We start from the raw sequence: 16,969 nt of genomic DNA on the forward strand, positions 1-16,969 counted from the left end.
CCTAAGTTCAGGCCGAAGCGGCAACAGGATGCGCCGAGAAAACATGCTCCAGCACGCGCTCTCGCGCCGCAATGAACTCCGGCGAAGACTTCACCGGACGTACCGGCTGCCCATCGGTGTAACGCCGCCCAAAATCCAGCACCAAACGCTCCACCACATGCCCAGGCGTACCACCCAAAATGATCAGATCGGTAGCTAGAAAGACAGCTTCTTCAATATCGTGAGTAATCAGAAAAACAGGCTTGGCGCTACGCTGCCAAACATTTAACAGCAGCGTCTGGGCCTGCTCGCGGGTGAAGGCATCCAGCGCCCCAAACGGCTCATCCAGCAAGAGCACACGCGGGTCCGCTGCCAGAGCACGAGCAATACCCACCCGCTGCTTCTGACCACCAGACAATTGCCAGATACGGCGCTGCTCCAAGCCCTCCAGCCCTACCAAAGCCAATTGATGACGAGCCACAGCCTGCCGCTGCTCCTTGGACTCCCCCAGCAGCGTCAAACCAAAAGCCACGTTCTCCAGAACCGTCTGCCAAGGCAGCAAGGCGTCGTCCTGGAACACCACACCGCGATCAGCTCCAGGGCCGCGCACAGGTTCGCCATCCAAGGTAATCGTTCCAGCGCTAGGCAAGGTGAAGCCTGCAATCAGATTCAGTAAGGTAGTCTTGCCGCTGCCCGAAGGCCCCAGCACCACTACCAGCTGCCCCGGCCCCAATTGCAGCGACACATCTCGCAGAGCCAGATGATCGGCACCGGGATAACGTGCGCTGACGTGATTCAGTGTTAACTGCGCCATCAGAATTACCTGGCCAGCGAGGCAGCCGCCTCGACATATTTGCTGGTGGTATAAGCGGCGTAATCAGGCAAGACCTCGTCGATACGGCCCTGCTCTTTCAGGAAGGCAGAGGTATCGGCCAAGGCCTTGGCAGTGGGCTGACCTAAAGTTTTGATTTGATCAGCCGCAGATAAAAAGCCGCTGCCAGCCAGAACATTGGGAATTTCTTGAGGCGTCGCACCAGTCAAGCGGGACAGCTTGTTGATGTGATCTGCATTGGCTACCCAGGCAGCAGGATCATGCGTATAGCCCTCGTACGCAGCCAAGGTGACACGCGCAAAAGCCGACACAATATCCGGATGTTTTTCCGCAAAATCCTTGCGCACTAACCACACATCAAAAGTCGGAGCACCCAGCTTGGCCAGTTCCCCTGAACTGATCAGCACCTTGCCGCTTTCCTTGGCCTTGCTCAAGGCCGGGTCCCACGTATAAGCACCATCAATATCACCACGAGCCCAGGCTGCCACAATATTGGCCGGCGTCAGATTGATGATATTGACCTGCTTGGGGTCGATCTTCCAATACTTGAGCGCAGCCAGCAGACTGTAATGGCTGGTGGACACAAAGGGCGTGGCAATCGTCTTGCCAATGAGGTCCTGCGGAGCCTGAATGCCAGAACCGTTACGCACCACCAGCTCTTCGCTGGTGCCCAACTCAGCTGCGACCAAAAAGGTTTCTATAGGTAATTTACGACTGACTGCGGCGGCCAAAGGGCTGGAGCCTAAATAGGCAATCTGCACATCACCCGAAGCGACGGCGTTGATGACCTCTGCCCCACCATCAAACTTGCGCCAGTCGATTTTTGCGCCGGTTTCTTTTTCATAAATCCCGTCTGCCTGAGGCACGTTCGACGGATTGGGAATGGTCTGATAAGCAACCGTCAGGCTGGTGGCCTGGGCTGCCAAAGTTACGACGCTGGCCGCCAAGGCCAGGCCCAGATGCTGCAGAGTTCGCGTCAACGACATGGAGCATTCCTCGATTATTTTTGCGGCTGGATAAGCCGTTGGGTCGAGGAATCAGGATAGACAAAGGGAGACGGTTGGCAAAAGACCGATTTCGCTTATTGTTAGTGCGCGAATTTATGAGGTGGGTGAACACCCTAACTACGCACTTTGCATTGCATGAGAGTATCCGAACAGATACAGCCAACCCCATGAACACGATCAATCGCACCGAAAGCTTCAGCTCCTGGCTATGAGGCTTAAAAGACCTCAAGGCCAGAGCGAAGACCGTGGTTCGCATTAAACAAGCCAGCCTGGGTAATTTTGGAGACGTAAAGCCAATTAGTGATGGCGTGTCTGAGATGCGCATCCACTTCGGCCCGGGCTATCGTCTCTACTGTGCTCGTGAGGGCCGTGTGGTCTATCTGCTACTTAGCGGGGGCGACAAGTCCTCTCAAAAACAAGACATAAAAACTGCAATCGCCATGTGGAAAGAAATTCAGGAGGATCAATCATGACCACCATCAAAACAGCCCCTTTCGACGCCGCTGAATATCTTGATAGTGAGGAATCTATCGCCGAGTACCTCTCTGCTGCTTTGGAAGAGGACGATCCAGCCTTGTTCCTTTCTGCGCTTGCGGATATGGTTAAAGCCAGAGGCATGACAAAGATGGCAAAAGACGCCGGTGTAGGCCGAGAAAGCCTGTACAAGGCCCTGGCGCTCCCGGTGCCAAGCCACGATATGACACTGTGCTGAAATTAGCGAGGGCTGCTGGGGTGAAATTAACGGCAGAGCCGCTTCATGCACGATAGGGCGCTATCAGGGGTTGACGGACAAGCGCACTTCCAATTGATCTGCCGTAACAGAAAAAAGCCACCCACTGAGTGGTGGCTTCTTCATCTGAAAAACAATAAACTGCAGCGACAATCACACACAACACAACAGTCCGATTTTGGCCATTTTATGGCATTTTTTGGCTATTCACGACACGTTCCGGTCACAGCACAGATAAAGAGGCCCGCCCTAGAGCGGGCTTTTTTTTTGCCCACACTTGACAATAGGCAAGGCAGACTACAGCGCCCCTAAGCAGGCGAGCGACTACTTTAACCACTTGAAATGTTCTTCCAGCCGCTGAATTCGAGTTTTGATTTCTGCTTTATCAAATGCACTTTTAATGGCCTGGCTATTCAACAGCCTCTGTTGCTCGCTGGCGGGTAAATCATCCCATAAGCTCAATAAGGACGCCCCTAAAAAACCAAGTATCAACTGATCATCTTCATCTAGCTGATCCACGGCTCGTGCCACTGCCAAGGCTTTCAATTGAGATCCGCCATCGTCATCCCATTGCCCGCCGCCTGATGAGACTTCTGTATTCATGACGCCCTCCCTAATCGGCGGTTAAACGAATTGTCAGTATAGACCTCCTCAGCCTTGCAAGCAGATTTAAAGCAAAGCGCACAGGCTGAATTCCCCTTAAAATACAATGATTTACAAATTAGCATGGTGAGTATTTCCAGGATCAGCCTAGTATGAACTTAGACCTTCTCGTTGACACCCTGAAGGCGCTACTGGCGCTGTCGCTCAGACTCTCTGAGAAATATCCCGCCAGTCATGGCAGGAGTGCCTATGACACACTATCTCCGGTCCATTGGAAGAAAAGTTAACTTGCTTCGCTTCCCCCTTCTCTCGGCCGCCGAACCCACTATCCCGGACCCCCGCGACAAACGCCCCGTCGAAATCGAACGGATCCACGAAGACGATCAGACATTGCCTGCAAACGATGAGCCCATCGGCGACAAGAAACCTCGCCCCCCTCCTCCAGCGCAAAACGATCAATCCATTTTTAACTAACTGTTAGTGCATCCCAGCACAAAGCAGTGCCCTCAACACGCCTGATTTGCTGCTGGGATTCACCTATTGGAGTCTCTCATGGCACAAACAAGCAGCTCGCAGAACAAAGCCCAAGCCCCTTCCCAAAACCCATCACCGTCTCCTGATCGAAAAGCGGCCATGCATCCTGATGACAAGAAGGATGGCAATAAAGACGGCAAAGCTACGCAGGACCAGCCGAGAGGCAAATAAGTAGCTTTCGCAGACTCGCCCCAACGAGTCTGCAATACGGGACCGCCAAACATTACGGCGACAGCCCCTCCCCCTGACGACTCCAACAACAATAAAAACTTTTCATCACCCTGGTTAATGCATGGAGCCCCTTCAGGAGAACAAGGTGCCCTATCAAAGTTCACATAATCTGTGCTCTGTGCCAGCTGTTACCCTTATCCTGGTCGATCAGCCTCAAGCACGAATTTATGGCTGTTGCCGGCCCATGCTTGCAAGGCTCTGGTGAAGCTCAAAAATCTTTATACCAATGCTCCAACTGCAAAACATTGTGGCTGTATGAGCGCGACCGTTGTGGCGCTTACCTAGGCTTTAAGCTATGGCCGGGTATGCAGCAGGATTTCCAACGCTAGTACACTGTGTAGAGTTGAAAACAAAAAGGCCTGCGATGATGTGTCATTGCAGGCCCTTTCTATAGCGGGATGGGATAGCGATTCAAGTCTCGAGGTTTATCTTCCCCGTACAGCCCCTCTTCCTGTGGGTTTGTGATCATGGGCAGCACTGGCGCGCTTGATCCCCGCATTAGGAGCCTGAGCTGGCCAACCCACTTGCGGCGGAGTGAGCTCAGACTTGCGTGTACTTGGCTTCTTAGCCGGTTTGCCTCTCTTGTCCATTATGACCTCCATTGGTCAATGGCAGCCCCAACAAATGTTAGGACATAAGTACAGGATAGGCGATAAACCGATAAATAGCTTGTTTATCTTCATCTGGTAGCCAGTACGCAAAATAAAGCCGCGTGAGGCTGAACAAGCCACCGCGGTCCGAGCAGTCCCAGACTGTCGCGTCCGCTTAGTAATCCCAGCTGCGCGAGTAGATGTTCTTCCCCTGCCAGATGTCACCCACGCGTAAGCTGATAAACACAAATTACCCTACAGCCATATAAGCACTCTTTCCACACATTGCTTTACATCCGTAACTTTTTGCGCATTTTAAAAACCCGTCTGAGCGTAAAGTCTGAAAGAAATAAAAGCAATGAGAATTGATTTGTATTTCCCGAGCTAGTTAGAGCTTAGCTGTTACCTGTATCAACCTTTACCAAAGGAGCAATATATCGGAAAGCTAGACCACGGCACCATGTACATCATGTGTCAGACATTGCCACTTTCCAAACCCCGCACATCGCGGCCACCCCAACATAACGGCTTTAACCCAAAAGAGGATTCTGGACAGTTTGGCATTCAGCGTCTTTACCAATGCACAGTCTGCCACATGCACTGGATTTATCAGCAGGACAAATGGCAAGCCTGCTTAGGGTTCAAGTTATGGTCAGGTACATTGAACACCTTTCTGACTCACGACAATCGGCAAGCTCCTCAACCTTCAATACTGTCGACGGCCAGCACAAGCAAAGGTGCGGTTCGCTTTAATTAAGAGAGATGAGCCTACCACCGGAAACATCCTTTTAAAGACCCACGAAACCAATTCGCCCAAATTAGGTGAAAGAATGACTAACACAACAACTATCTCTAAGCTATTGGCAGCCTCAGCACTCAGCCTTGGGCTAAGCGCCGGTGCCATGGCAGAAGACAGGCCCTCCCACCCTGACCTTTCTGCAACAGCCGGGAAAGGAGCAGCTGAGGAGAAAACCCCAGGAGAAGCAAACGCTAAAGAGGTACACAACCGCGGGGCCGATACTCAACAAAACACATCTGACGCAGAAATCACAAAGCAGGTAAAGGCCCGCCTAGCCGCCCAGAAAGAACTGCAGGGCAACACCATTTCAGTCGAAACCAAAAATGGAGTCACTAAGCTCACTGGTGCAGTTTCAGATGACAAGCAACTGCAGAAGGCAATTTCAGATGCGGAAAGCATCAAAGGCGTGAGCAAGGTTGACGCCACCGGCTTGACAGTGAAGGCCAACTGATCGACATTCCTCTGATCAAAAACACAGCCGCCCCCAAGTTACAGCCTCTGTTTCCACATAGCGCAACACTCTTATCGGCGTGGCGTCAATCTCAGCATCAGAGCGCCACTGGAAAGGCCGCTGGGCGGCGGCGCAGTAGCTACCGCCCTTCGCTGCCACCCATCCGCTTGCGAGCACGGTCGCGCACAGCATCGTCATCCAGGCGCTCAATCGTTTCAGTTGCATCTCTTGATACCCCCACCACGGCAGCCATGTCTGCCTTTATTTGTTTCTGCTCTGCCTGGGCCTTACCCTGACGCCGCCCGATCAGCAGCAGCGCCAGAGCGGCAAGGTTCAGGCCCCCCAGCAGGCCCAGCAGCACCTTGCCGCTCTGGCGCTGCAGGCGCTGGTCGGCGTCGGCTTGGCTGATGCGCGGACCCTGAACGACGCCCGGCCCGGCATCGGCGAAGCCTTCTCTGGTTCTGGTGTGGCCTGCTCCACTTTCTGCGGACGAAAAAAAAGGGCCAGCAAGCCCCAGACGAGCATGACCACCAGATCAACTGAGTTGTTTGCCCAGTGATGCAGCTCGTACTGCTAGATCACAGCGACACCGTCCAAGATCGAAGCCACCACCGTGCTGACTACGCCCACAATCCATTCAGACTGTGCGCGGCCGCTCCATCTGCTCTTTAACAACTGACGACATAATGAATGGCCTGCCGACGCACATAACATATGAAAGCGGGCCAGCAACAAAACTAACCCCTGCGACTCAGAACCGCTATCTCGCAAGCATGACACGCATCTTGTCTCTTGCGGCAGATGCTGGGTGGATCGACCGCAAACCCAAGCTACAGATAGCAAGAGAAGCAACCGTACGCGTTCACTGGCTTACCCAGGCAAAGGCCGATCAATTCCTGAACGCTATCCGTTTGAATTGGGTGCGAGACTCCTGCGAGTTTGCGTTGGCAACGGACTGCCGCGCTGCCGAAATATTCTCACTAACCTGGGACAAGGTGGATCTGGGTAGGAGTCTGGCCTGGGTCACGAATGACTTGGCCAGGTCGGGCCGTGCACGAGCAGTCCCATTGAACGAGCATGCCGTGGAGGCGGTTAAGCGCAGAATAGGAACCCATGCAAGCCTGGTGTTCTCTCGAATATGGGCAGGGTCGCAAATTGAGCAGATCGACCGCAGAGCATTTACTGCGGCAATGAAGGAGGTTGGGCTACGGGACTTCCGCTTTCACGATCTGCGTCACACCTGGGCGAGCTGGCATGTTCAGAATGGCACCCCACTCTTCGTATTGAAAGAGCTGGGTGGCTGGGAGACTTTGGACATGGTGAAGAAGTATGCCCACCTGGACGCAGGCCATCTGGCACAGTACGCCAATCACGTCACGTTTAGGTCACAGCAAACGGCAGGCAAGAAAAAAGCCGCCTAAGAAGGCGGCCTTAAAACCTTGACAAACAAGGATAATTCTGGTGGCGCATCCCTGATTCGAACAGGGGACCTGCGGATTATGATTCCGTCGCTCTAACCTGCTGAGCTAATGCGCCGAAGAAGAAATTATAGCAAGGTTTCGTCTTTTAGCAAGCACTTATCTCGATCTTTTTTCATCTTTTTGATAATTCTCTCCTATGAAAACGCTAAGCCCTTGTATTCATTGAGCTTCCCTTCTTCAACGCCTGCTCCTGCCACCCATCCAAATGATACAAAAAGTAAACGGCCCGGCCTTTTCCTGCTACTCCTCCCCCTTGCGCCCTATCAAGCCTGTTTGTCATTCCCTATTGCTACACTGCCTGCTTGGCGTTTGACCCGTCCTTGTTAATTGACTGACGTCCGTGATCCGGACCTTCCACAGGAACTTTGTTTATGGCCAGTACGCTTGCTATTGTTGTCTCGCTTTTGCTGCTGATGTTCTTCGCTTATCGGGGGGTGACGGTTCTGTTGCTGGCTCCCTTGATGGCCGCCCTGGCTGTGCTGCTCTCGGGGGACTCCGGGTTTTTGTTGCCCATCTACACATCCACCTTCATGAGCGCGCTTAGCGGCTATGTGCTTCAGTTCTTGCCCATCTTCTTGTTAGGTGCCTTGTTTGGTCAGTTGATGGCGGACTCCGGTGCGGCTCAGGCGATTGCTCAGTGGATTACACGCAAGCTGGGACATCGTCATGCTATTGCCACCATTGTGATGGTGTGCGGCGTACTGACTTATGGTGGTGTGTCCTTGTTCGTGGTGGCCTTTGCCATCTATCCGATCGCCAAGGATCTGTTTCGCGCCGCAGGCATCCCCAAGCGTCTGATTCCCGCGTCGATTGCTTTGGGCTCCTTTACCTTCACCATGACGGCTCTGCCTGGCACACCTGCCATTCAGAACGCGATTCCTATTCCTTACTACGGCACTAACGTGTTTGCTGCACCGGGGCTGGGGATTATTGGTGGTTTGATCATGGCTTTGGGTGGCTTGTGGTGGCTGCAGTCGCGTGCGCGCAAAGCTATTGCGAATGGCGAAGGCTATGGCGACCACGGTCAGGATCATTTTGATGCCAGCGACGATCACAGTACGCATGGTCAGAAACCCATGCCTATCTTCCTGGCTATCTTGCCGCTGATTCTGGTGATTGGCGTCAATGCCTTGTTCACTTATGGGATTTTCCCCGGCACGAACTTCGAGTTCATGGCCGAGCGCTTCCCTCAGGTTGATCCTGCCAAGATTACGGGTCTGTGGGCGCTGATTATTGCCTTGATTACCGCGAACCTGGTGCTGATCATCAGCCGCTTGGGTCACTGGAAGAGTCTGCGCGAGAGCATCAATAAAGGCGTATTTGGTTTCATGCTGCCGTTGTTCAATACCGCCTCTGAAGTTGGTTACGGCGCGGTAATTGCCAGCCTGGCAGGCTTTGCGATTATTCGGGACTTTGTATTGAACGTGGCTCCTGGCAATCCACTGATCTCGGAAGCAGTCGCCATGACGACATTGGCCGGGATTACAGGCTCGTCTTCAGGAGGTTTGAGTATTGCCTTGCAGACGTTGGGTTCGGATTATTTGGCGATGGCTCAGCAAGCTGGCATCAGCCCTGAACTGCTGCACCGTGTGGCAGTGATGGCAGCGGGCGGTCTGGATACCCTGCCCCATTGCGGCGCGATCATTACCTTGCTGTCGATCTGCAAGCTGAACCACCGTCAGTCCTATGGCAATATCGCCATGGTGACAATGGCTGCTCCTATCTTTGCGCTGATCACCGTGATTACGTTGGGTACGATTTTTGGCAGCTTCTAGATTTTCTTCTTATCAGTGCATCGAGCCAGCCCATTGGGCTGGCTTTTTAGTCCAAATGGAGACAGCCGACACACCAGGACCGTAGAGTCAGGACGTTAAAACCACACCCAAGAACCATTTAAACCTGCCTAAGTAGAAACACCAGCAACAACAAGGGCTTCCATAAGCAACTGATTTACAACAATAAAAATCAACATAACATAAACAATATAACCATTATCACGCTATTTTCAGATATTCTCCGCCACTATCAGAAATGCTTCATGCCTATGAAGCTAGCCAGCTAACTAAAAATAATCAGGTCCCGCTACGCCATCTACAAAAAAGGCGAGGCGAGGTCCTACCTGATACGAAGATTCGGAGACACACATATGAAATTTGGCCAAAAGCCCAACTTCGGGTTCTGACACGTCCCCATCATCAGCCACGCTCAACGATGCTGTACGACTACGCATCTGAAGGCGGAATGTTGCTCTCAATATCGCGACGTATCTTTTATTATCCGGAGGTCCTGCATGAGCACAGCGCCTTTTAATCGGCGACAGTTCCTGAAGTTTAGTGTCGTATCCGGCGTATCCATTTATATGGCGCCTTTTATACCCAAGGCAGCACAGGCCACACTTCTGGGAGAACAAGACTCCCGACCTACGCCCTGGAATAGCGTAGAGCGACAAGTACCCTTCAAGATTGACGGTACGCGACAAGTCACCGGCAGCAAATTTTTTGTACGTGACATTCGCGCCAAAGATATGCCCGGTTGGCCAGAGCATCAGGCTCACGCCTTTATCCTGCGCGCCGCTCAAGCTGATCATCGTTACATCGGCCTGGACCTGGAAGCGCTAGGTGCCGACCTACAACCCGATATATTGATCCAGGCCCAGGACCTCGCCAAGGCACAACTGGAACTGCCTGACTACTACAACGACGAGATGCTACTGGCCACCGGTAAGACGGCACGCTTTTTAGGGCACCCGGTCGCCATCTTGATCTACAAAGACTTTGATCGCTACCGCCGCGCTAAAAATGCCAGCAAGAGATCCGCCGTGCTGAAGTATGGAGACAAGACAGGCTTCAGGGAAATAGATGCCTATGGTGGGGCACGCTATATCCGTGTAGAGGGCGATACTCCAGGGGCCGACGATATATTCTCCAGCATGAAGGACGGAGTCGTGTTTCCGGAAAAAATTCAGGGAAACTCACCTGTATGGCCGTCCAGCAAGGGAAACACCAATACAGCGAAGGCCATCGCCTTGAGCGAAGCGATGCAAGAACGTTTCGACCAAGCGCCTGATGACTGGCTCGTGTTCGATGGTGAGTACTACTCCCAATCGATCGACGGCGCCCCTTTAGAACCGGAGTGCATCAATTGCTGGTATGACAACAAAAACAAAGAGCTGCAAATGGTGGTCGGCTCCCAAACCCCGGGGGCGGATGGTGCAGAAGCTGCGGGCATAGTGGCCGCATCCCAATTTGGTTTGGAGAACATCATTGTCCACCCCTGTACGGCCACAGGTTACGGGGTCAAGGAGCACAGCGCTTTCAACCACTACGGAGTTGTTGCTGCCCTGTTTGCAGACAATATGCCCGTACGGCTAGCCAATGACCGCTTTGAGCAGTTTCAAGCTGGTCAAAAACGACACTCCAACCGCATGAACAACCGCATTGCTATCGACAGAAAGAGCGGCAAGATCATGCAGTACCAGAGCTTTAGCATAACGGACGGTGGAGGCAGGGCTACGTGCAGCTGGGCGGTCACCACAGGCGGTGCACAAAGCGCACAGGGTATTTACTATCTGCCCAAGAGCGACTCCTGGGGAATTGCACTGGCCTCGCGCGCGGTGGAGGCCGGCTCCATGCGTGGTTATGGCAAGGGACAGACCATGACTGCCATGGAACTGATGTTGGACGAAGCAGCCGCTCGCCTGAACATGGACCCCATCGAATTACGCCTCAAGAACGTCATGCGCAGCGGTCAGAAAAATATGGAAGGAGGGATTCCGGCGGGCTCCCTGCGTGCCAGGGAGATTTTAGAAAAAGCACATCAACATCCATTGTGGACCGGGCGGGACAAGAAAAAGAAAGAGTTTGAAGCCAGTAACCCAGGCAAGCTGTATGGCGTGGGCTTTGCCTGCGTTATGAAAAACTATGGCACCGGCGCGCAAGGAGACCATTCTGGTATCGAAATTGATGAGCAAGGGCAAGTCCACCTTCGCACCTCTACGGTAGAAATTGGTACGGGCTCGGCAACGTCCCAAGCAGTGATCTGTGCCAAGTGGGTTGGCCGCGCTGCCCACACGGTAAAGGCTTCACATCTTGACTGGCCCGAGCTGGATATGCAGGCTACTCACAACCCCTACACCTTAAAACAGCCTGATCAAGACAAACATCAAACCAATCCACGCTGGACACCGGTTCTATCCTCCGGCTCCTACGCCAGCAGCTCCTCCTACTTTGGTTCTCACGGCACCTCGGAAGCGGCTCGCTTGCTGTTTCTGTATGGACTATGGCCAGCCGCCCTGTCCATCTGGGGGGAAGGTTACGGTGGTGGTCAAATCGCCCCCTTGACCGTACGCCCTGAAGACGCCAGCTGGACCGACGATGGCCTGCTCAGCACCGGAGGTCTGGAACCCCTCACGCTGCCACAACTGGCCAAGCGCGCCCACGAGCTGGAATTGGTTACCGGTGTTGTGCTGCATGCGTTTAACCGCTACCAGTGGGCCGAGGCCGACTTTGAGGTAGCTGGCCAAAACCTGCGACTACCGCTGGATGGGCTGGCACTGCGCCATGGAGCAGGCACCAAGACCGAACAGGCCAAGGCGCGTAATGGCTATCAGCGACTGGAGCGTCGCAATATCAGCTACCCGCCTGTGTCACGTCGTCGAGGCGGTTACCTGTATTACTCCGCCGTTGGCGTGTTAACGGAAGTGGAGATCGACAGCAAAAGTGGTGAACAGACCTTATTGTCAGCACATACGTGGATCGACTGCGGCAAGCCCATCGTGCCCCAACTAGTCATGAGTCAGGCCGAGGGGGGGTTAGCCATGGGATTGGGTCAGGCCTGGTTCGAGGATCTACCGCTGCACGAAGGTGGCCCCGGCGATGGCTCCTGGAATTTTCACCGCTATCGCCTACCTCGCGCCAAGGATGTGGCCGTCTGGAACACCAGTTTCGAACTACTGGACCAGATTTCCGAGACGGACTCTCCCAAGGGAATTGCCGAAGTGGTGATGATCCCCATCATTGCTGCCGCTGTCAGCGGTGTTAACCACGCTACAGGACAGTTCTTTCGTGAACTGCCTGTGACCGCAGAAAAAATCAAGGAGCGCTTGGCATGAGCAGCCCCACTAAGACCTTACACCTCAACATTAATCGGGTGGACTTGCAAACAATGGACGTCAGCCCAGATCTGCCCATGATCGACTTTCTGCATGAGCATGCAGGGCTGACCGGCACGCATTTAGGCTGCGGAATGGGGATTTGCCATGCTTGTGTTGTCATCGTGGATCACCCGGACGGACGTAGCGAAGAGATACAAACGTGCATCACACCAGCCAGTTACTTTGAGGGCAAAAAAATACGCACGATCGAGGCCCATGCCCAGCGGGATGCACAGGACAAGGTCACGCAACTGCACCCTGTACAACAAGCCTTTTTGGAGCACTTTGCCTTTCAGTGTGGTTACTGCACCCCCGGCTTTGTAAATGCGGGAATTGTGCTGTACGAGTCCCTGCAAAAGCAGCCCGTTTCACGTGAACAAGTTGAAGCCAAAGTATCGGAAGGTTTACAAAACCATATCTGCCGCTGTACGGGCTATGTCCGTTACCACCAAGCAATGAGGGATCTGATTCTCGCCACTCCAGGCATGGTCAGTTAAGTCACAAAGGCTGCGGGGGATCTAGCTGGTGATCCCCTGGCAACTGCACGGCAAAACTCTGGGCTCAGCCACACTGGTATCGAGGCGTTCGAGTACTCGACAGTACGCCTTCCGTTGCAACGCCATCTGTCTGCTCGTGTCACATGGTTAGCTAGATGGAGGGCTTACATCGCGCAGTACAGTGCCTCGATGCACACGGCTCCTTTTACCCTGTGCTAGGATTTGGATCTATGGCCGCATATTCTCAAGGCCCTCTATCAGGAGCACACCATGAACTACACCTACACCCTTAACGAGTTAGGCACTGAAGCGATTCGTCAGTTTGTTCTGGATCGTGGTCAGCCTGATCTGAACCTGCAGGCTTATATCGCCGCTGCCGAAGTAGAGGCCGATAATTTCAATGCGGGCGGCAGCCAGCGCGGCCAGATCGAGATCGATTCCAACTGCAGCAAGGATGGTTTGACGCATACCCTGCTACTGGAAAAACACTGGTTTGCGACCCAGCCTGTTCCTGAGGCGCCCAGTGAAGACAGCTTCTTCTAAATAGAAGCTGGGCTTGTCTGTCAGTTCACAATCGACTGACTGTTAGACAGACACAAGCTCAGCTATCGGCCCCTCGCCTCTCTATAGATATTGGCCCAGGTAAGCCCAAACCGCTGCCTGGGCCTCAAACTGTCTGAGGGACCAATAAGATTCATATAGAAACTGGGCATATTGCCGCATGATCTGATGCATTCGGGTGCCGGAACATTATCAGAGGAAAACCCGTCGCTGGCGTTCCAGGAGTCAACCAGTCCGCAAAGCAGGGCCCTACCCGCCCTAATCCACCTGCAAACCAATCTTGTAGGCCAAGGCCCCAAATCGGTCGATGTCGTTCCAGATCATGGCCTTGAAGCCACTGGCTTGTGCTGATTCATTGCCTTCTTGCGGCGTATAACCCAATGCCAGCAACTGCGATTGCATGGCCGGGTCCGTCAGGGCTTTTTGCACGACGCGGTTCAGCGTATTGATAATGTGTTCAGGCGTGTGAGACGGGGCCAACAGGCCGTGCCATTGGTCCAGCTCGAAATCACTATGACTGACTTCAGCCACGGTTGGCACTTTAGGCAGAACGGGGCTGCGTTGGGCAGAGGTGACGGCCAGGGCGCGCAAGTGTCCGGACTCGATCAAGGTAGCCGCGCTGGACAAGGTCACAATGCCTAAAGGCACCTGGCCCGCGACCACATCGTTCAAAGCGGGGCCGCAGCCGCGATACGGGATATGCAGCAAGGCCGTGCCTCGCAAGTCATAGAGCATCTCTCCGGCCAGATGCTGAGGAGTGCCATTTCCGCAGGACGCATAAGCCAAGGCCGGTTCGGACTGCTGCTCCAGAACTTGTTCCAGATTCTGAATATCCGAGCCGTGTCCGGTCACGATCACGGAGGGCACAAATCCTATATTCGCAATCGGCGCAAAGTCTTCTTTGGGTTTGAAGCCCAGGTTACGAAATACGCCAGGATTGATAGCGAAAGAGCTATTGGCCATCAGCAAGGTGTAGCCGTCAGCGCGGGCATAAGCTACCGCCCGCGCACCAATATTGCCGCTGGCACCAGGTCGGTTGTCGATAATAACGGGTTGGCCCAGCGCCCTTTCCAGCCTGGGGCCCAGTTTGCGGGCCAGCAAGTCGGTCCCGCCGCCAGGCGGAAAGGTGACGATCACGGTAATCGGCTTGAGGGGATATGTCACAGCCTGCTCGGCTGCCACCTCCCTTGCCTGCGCCGCTGGATTACCCAAGCCTAGCGCCACCATTCCCAGCAAGGCGGCTGCTGCCGCCCGCTTCCCCACCTGAACTCCCGCCATTACAGCCAACACGTTTCTCTACTCAAGCGTCCAGACCAATATCCAGCACACGGGCACTGTGCGTAATCCAGCCCACTGCGATTCGGTCTACACCGCAACGGGCTATTTCTACGGCTGTTTCCGGAGTGATACGACCAGAGGCTTCTGTTTTGGCTCGGCCTGCGACGCGGGCCACGGCCTCGGTCAAGGTTGCTGTGTCCATATTGTCCAGAAGAATGCTGTCCACACCCAGTTCCAGCACTTCATCCAGCTGCTCCAGGGTATCGACTTCCACCTCAATGCAAACCAGATGGCCAATATAGGCACGGGCTGCTTCCACCGCGGCTTTGACACCCCCGGCAACGGCAATGTGGTTATCTTTAATCAGTACCGCGTCATCCAGACCAAAGCGATGGTTGCTGCCGCCCCCGACTCGAACTGCGTATTTCTGCACAGCGCGCAGACCGGGCATGGTTTTACGGGTGCAAGTGACTTTCGTGCCGTAGGGCGCAATCGCGCGGGCAATGGAGGCAGTTGCCGATGCCACGCCACTTAAATGCCCCAGGAAATTCAAGGCGCAGCGCTCTGCCGTCAGCATGGAACGGGCCGAGCCGCTAATGACCGCAATCTGCGCCCCCGGAGTCAGGACATCGCCATCTTGCAGTTGGGCCTCGAAGCGCAGCGTAGGGTCCAGCAAGGTAAAGGCCAGACGAGCCAGATCCAGGCCAGCCAACACACCTTCCTCGCGGGCCACCAGGCGCATTTGCGTGCGCGTTGCTGCGGGAACGATAGAATCCGTCGTCAGATCACCAGCGCGACCCAAGTCTTCTTGCAAGGTGGCGCGCACCAAGGGTTCCAGGATGACGTCGGGCAAGGAAGGAATACGGTGAGCTCGTGTCTCTGCAGCTTGCGCTGTCGGCTCGGAGGCGTTAATTATGCTCATTATGAGTATTTAAATCGCTAAAAATAAGGCCTAATGGCACGGTGCATTTATGCTATTCCTGAGCATAAGCACTGTCAAGCCATAGGCCCGCTTTTTAACGCGCTTGTTTTGCCAGCGGCAATTTACTGCCCGAGATGGCCCGTTCAAACAAAACGTCTCCACGAAAGCGAAACAATTTGGCGGGTCGGCCTGAACCACCCACACTCATGGCGCCGGTTTCTTCCACCAGGGCTTGCTGTTCAATCAAACGGCGAAAGTTCTGCTTATGCAGTCCCCGCCCTGCCAAGGCTTCCACGGCCTGCTGCAATTGCAGCAAGGTGAACTCGGGCGGCATCAGTTCAAACACAACAGGACGGTATTTGATTTTGGCGCGTAGACGTGCCAAGCCAGTGGCCAGAATACGGCGATGATCGTGACGCATGCCCAGACCCAGCTCGTAATGCTTGCCCAGCTCTTGCTGTTCACGCTGGCGACGGCGACAGGACTCGGGCAACAAGCCCGCTTCATACAGCAGCTCGTAACGCTGCAAAACAAAGTCCTCGTTCCAGATCGCCCCTTCCAGGCCAAAACTGTAATTGACGCGCTGGCGGCGCAAGGCCCGCAAGGATTCGTCCTGCTCGCACCAGTCCAGCAAGGCAGGCACGATGGTTTTCTGAATAATGTCCGGTGCACCATCGCGTCGGTCTTCCCACGGGAAGTAACGGTAGCAGTCCTGCCAGATCACCTGGGCTACATCCGGCTGGCCAACTTCACGCGTCAGCCCGACATAGCTGACCGACACAATACGCGTGCCCTGCGCGTCAAAACGATCCCTGTCTGCAAAGGTATACAGCTGCTCCACATACCCCACCGGGTGATGGGTTTGGGTTTCCACCCAATCGCGCAGCCCCGTTTGCAAAGAACGGTGCGTGTGCTGAAACGGTCCGGCGGGCAAGGCCTGCCCGGCATCCGTGGTCAAGACACGAGGCTCACCATCGGTGACAGCCACTAAAACAGCCACCAGCTCAGCACTGACTACAGGTTCCTGCGTATCGATCACATATTCTCCTTCTGAATCGCGCCAGCGCGCATCTGGCGGATTATAAGCGAGGCCCGCCCTGCTCCGGCGGGCGGCAGGGACGCTATCCGAAATTACAGTGGGTACCTTATTTGCAGATGATCAAATTATGACCCATGAACATCTAAGCCTAAAGAAATTCGCCTGCCTGCCGTTAAGCGTTTGAACTGTATGTGTTTGCCATAAATGACAAGCAAGCGCTCAGTCAGAGGCCGGATCAGACAACAGTTTCACGCTTTGTTCTGCTCCGCCATTCGCAAAAATA

General features: G+C 54.2%; 16 protein-coding genes, 1 tRNA gene and 1 pseudogene. 10 read left to right on the forward strand and 8 right to left on the reverse strand.

Translation table 11 applies throughout. From position 1 onward, the window contains the following. Positions 1 to 7: 7 nt before the first annotated feature. Positions 8 to 793: a taurine ABC transporter ATP-binding subunit gene (gene tauB, locus MID00_RS00650; protein ID WP_254499540.1), complete on the reverse strand. Its 786-nt coding sequence runs from the start codon at positions 791 to 793 to the stop codon at positions 8 to 10. A 5-nt stretch (positions 794 to 798) separates the two neighbouring features. After that, on the reverse strand, positions 799 to 1,797 hold the full coding sequence (tauA, locus tag MID00_RS00655; RefSeq protein WP_254499541.1) for a taurine ABC transporter substrate-binding protein: 999 nt from the start codon (positions 1,795 to 1,797) through the stop codon (positions 799 to 801). A 266-nt stretch (positions 1,798 to 2,063) separates the two neighbouring features. Here tauA and MID00_RS00660 point away from each other — a divergent pair, with 266 nt between their 5' ends. Together MID00_RS00660 and MID00_RS00665 are read left to right on the forward strand one after the other, a co-directional pair. Beyond that, positions 2,064 to 2,291: a type II toxin-antitoxin system RelE/ParE family toxin gene (locus tag MID00_RS00660; RefSeq protein ID WP_368044557.1), complete on the forward strand. Its 228-nt coding sequence runs from the start codon at positions 2,064 to 2,066 to the stop codon at positions 2,289 to 2,291. Then, positions 2,288 to 2,586 (forward strand): annotated as a pseudogene (locus MID00_RS00665) (addiction module antidote protein). The gene MID00_RS00660 and the pseudogene MID00_RS00665 overlap by 4 nt, the downstream one beginning before the upstream one ends. A 286-nt stretch (positions 2,587 to 2,872) precedes the next feature. On the opposite strand, the gene MID00_RS00670 reads toward MID00_RS00665, so the two are convergent. Further along, a complete protein-coding gene (locus MID00_RS00670; RefSeq protein WP_254499542.1) occupies positions 2,873 to 3,151 on the reverse strand; it encodes a hypothetical protein in 279 nt (92 codons plus the stop codon). 249 nt (positions 3,152 to 3,400) lie between these two features. Between MID00_RS00670 and MID00_RS00675 the strand changes: the two genes are divergently transcribed. From MID00_RS00675 to MID00_RS00685, 3 genes are all read left to right on the forward strand, one after another. Next, positions 3,401 to 3,625: a hypothetical protein gene (locus MID00_RS00675; protein ID WP_254499543.1), complete on the forward strand. Its 225-nt coding sequence runs from the start codon at positions 3,401 to 3,403 to the stop codon at positions 3,623 to 3,625. Positions 3,626 to 3,703: 78 nt separating this feature from the next. Continuing rightward, positions 3,704 to 3,856: a hypothetical protein gene (locus MID00_RS00680; protein WP_254499544.1), complete on the forward strand. Its 153-nt coding sequence runs from the start codon at positions 3,704 to 3,706 to the stop codon at positions 3,854 to 3,856. 1,480 nt (positions 3,857 to 5,336) lie between these two features. Beyond that, on the forward strand, positions 5,337 to 5,756 hold the full coding sequence (locus tag MID00_RS00685) for a BON domain-containing protein (protein ID WP_254499545.1): 420 nt from the start codon (positions 5,337 to 5,339) through the stop codon (positions 5,754 to 5,756). 139 nt (positions 5,757 to 5,895) lie between these two features. Here the strand turns inward: MID00_RS00685 and MID00_RS00690 are convergent, their stop codons facing one another. Continuing rightward, positions 5,896 to 6,117 (reverse strand): hypothetical protein, encoded by a 222-nt coding sequence (locus MID00_RS00690; RefSeq protein WP_254499546.1) that lies wholly within the window; start codon positions 6,115 to 6,117, stop codon positions 5,896 to 5,898. A 412-nt stretch (positions 6,118 to 6,529) separates the two neighbouring features. On the opposite strand from MID00_RS00690, the gene MID00_RS00695 reads away from it, so the two are divergent. Continuing rightward, complete coding sequence (locus MID00_RS00695) at positions 6,530 to 7,177, forward strand: site-specific integrase (RefSeq protein WP_250756963.1); 648 nt, start codon at positions 6,530 to 6,532, stop codon at positions 7,175 to 7,177. Between the two features lie 38 nt (positions 7,178 to 7,215). On the opposite strand, the gene MID00_RS00700 is transcribed toward MID00_RS00695, so the two are convergent. Beyond that, positions 7,216 to 7,292: transfer RNA gene (locus tag MID00_RS00700), tRNA-Met, on the reverse strand. Between the two features lie 316 nt (positions 7,293 to 7,608). On the opposite strand from MID00_RS00700, the gene MID00_RS00705 reads away from it, so the two are divergent. From MID00_RS00705 to MID00_RS00720, 4 genes are all read left to right on the forward strand, one after another. Next, positions 7,609 to 9,012, forward strand: a complete 1,404-nt coding sequence (locus tag MID00_RS00705; protein WP_035269147.1) for a GntP family permease — start codon at positions 7,609 to 7,611, stop codon at positions 9,010 to 9,012. A gap of 515 nt (positions 9,013 to 9,527) precedes the next feature. After that, positions 9,528 to 12,347, forward strand: a complete 2,820-nt coding sequence (locus tag MID00_RS00710; RefSeq protein ID WP_254499547.1) for a xanthine dehydrogenase family protein molybdopterin-binding subunit — start codon at positions 9,528 to 9,530, stop codon at positions 12,345 to 12,347. Beyond that, positions 12,344 to 12,886 (forward strand): (2Fe-2S)-binding protein, encoded by a 543-nt coding sequence (locus MID00_RS00715; RefSeq protein ID WP_009458347.1) that lies wholly within the window; start codon positions 12,344 to 12,346, stop codon positions 12,884 to 12,886. Before MID00_RS00710 ends, MID00_RS00715 begins: the two co-directional genes overlap by 4 nt. Positions 12,887 to 13,156: 270 nt before the next feature. Beyond that, on the forward strand, positions 13,157 to 13,429 hold the full coding sequence (locus MID00_RS00720; RefSeq protein WP_009458345.1) for a hypothetical protein: 273 nt from the start codon (positions 13,157 to 13,159) through the stop codon (positions 13,427 to 13,429). Positions 13,430 to 13,705: 276 nt separating this feature from the next. Here MID00_RS00720 and MID00_RS00725 read toward each other — a convergent pair whose 3' ends face one another. The 3 genes from MID00_RS00725 to MID00_RS00735 all read right to left on the reverse strand — a co-directional run bounded on the left by MID00_RS00725 (position 13,706) and on the right by MID00_RS00735 (position 16,686). Further along, positions 13,706 to 14,725, reverse strand: a complete 1,020-nt coding sequence (locus MID00_RS00725) for a tripartite tricarboxylate transporter substrate binding protein (RefSeq protein WP_254500315.1) — start codon at positions 14,723 to 14,725, stop codon at positions 13,706 to 13,708. Positions 14,726 to 14,747: 22 nt separating this feature from the next. Next, complete coding sequence (gene nadC / locus MID00_RS00730) at positions 14,748 to 15,647, reverse strand: carboxylating nicotinate-nucleotide diphosphorylase (protein ID WP_009458340.1); 900 nt, start codon at positions 15,645 to 15,647, stop codon at positions 14,748 to 14,750. A gap of 94 nt (positions 15,648 to 15,741) precedes the next feature. Further along, positions 15,742 to 16,686, reverse strand: a complete 945-nt coding sequence (locus tag MID00_RS00735) for a membrane protein (protein WP_021446810.1) — start codon at positions 16,684 to 16,686, stop codon at positions 15,742 to 15,744. Between the last annotated feature and the right edge of the window lie 283 nt (positions 16,687 to 16,969).

It is taken from the genome of Alcaligenes sp. NLF5-7 (genome assembly GCF_024266725.1).
Classification (GTDB): domain Bacteria; phylum Pseudomonadota; class Gammaproteobacteria; order Burkholderiales; family Burkholderiaceae_B; genus Alcaligenes; species Alcaligenes phenolicus.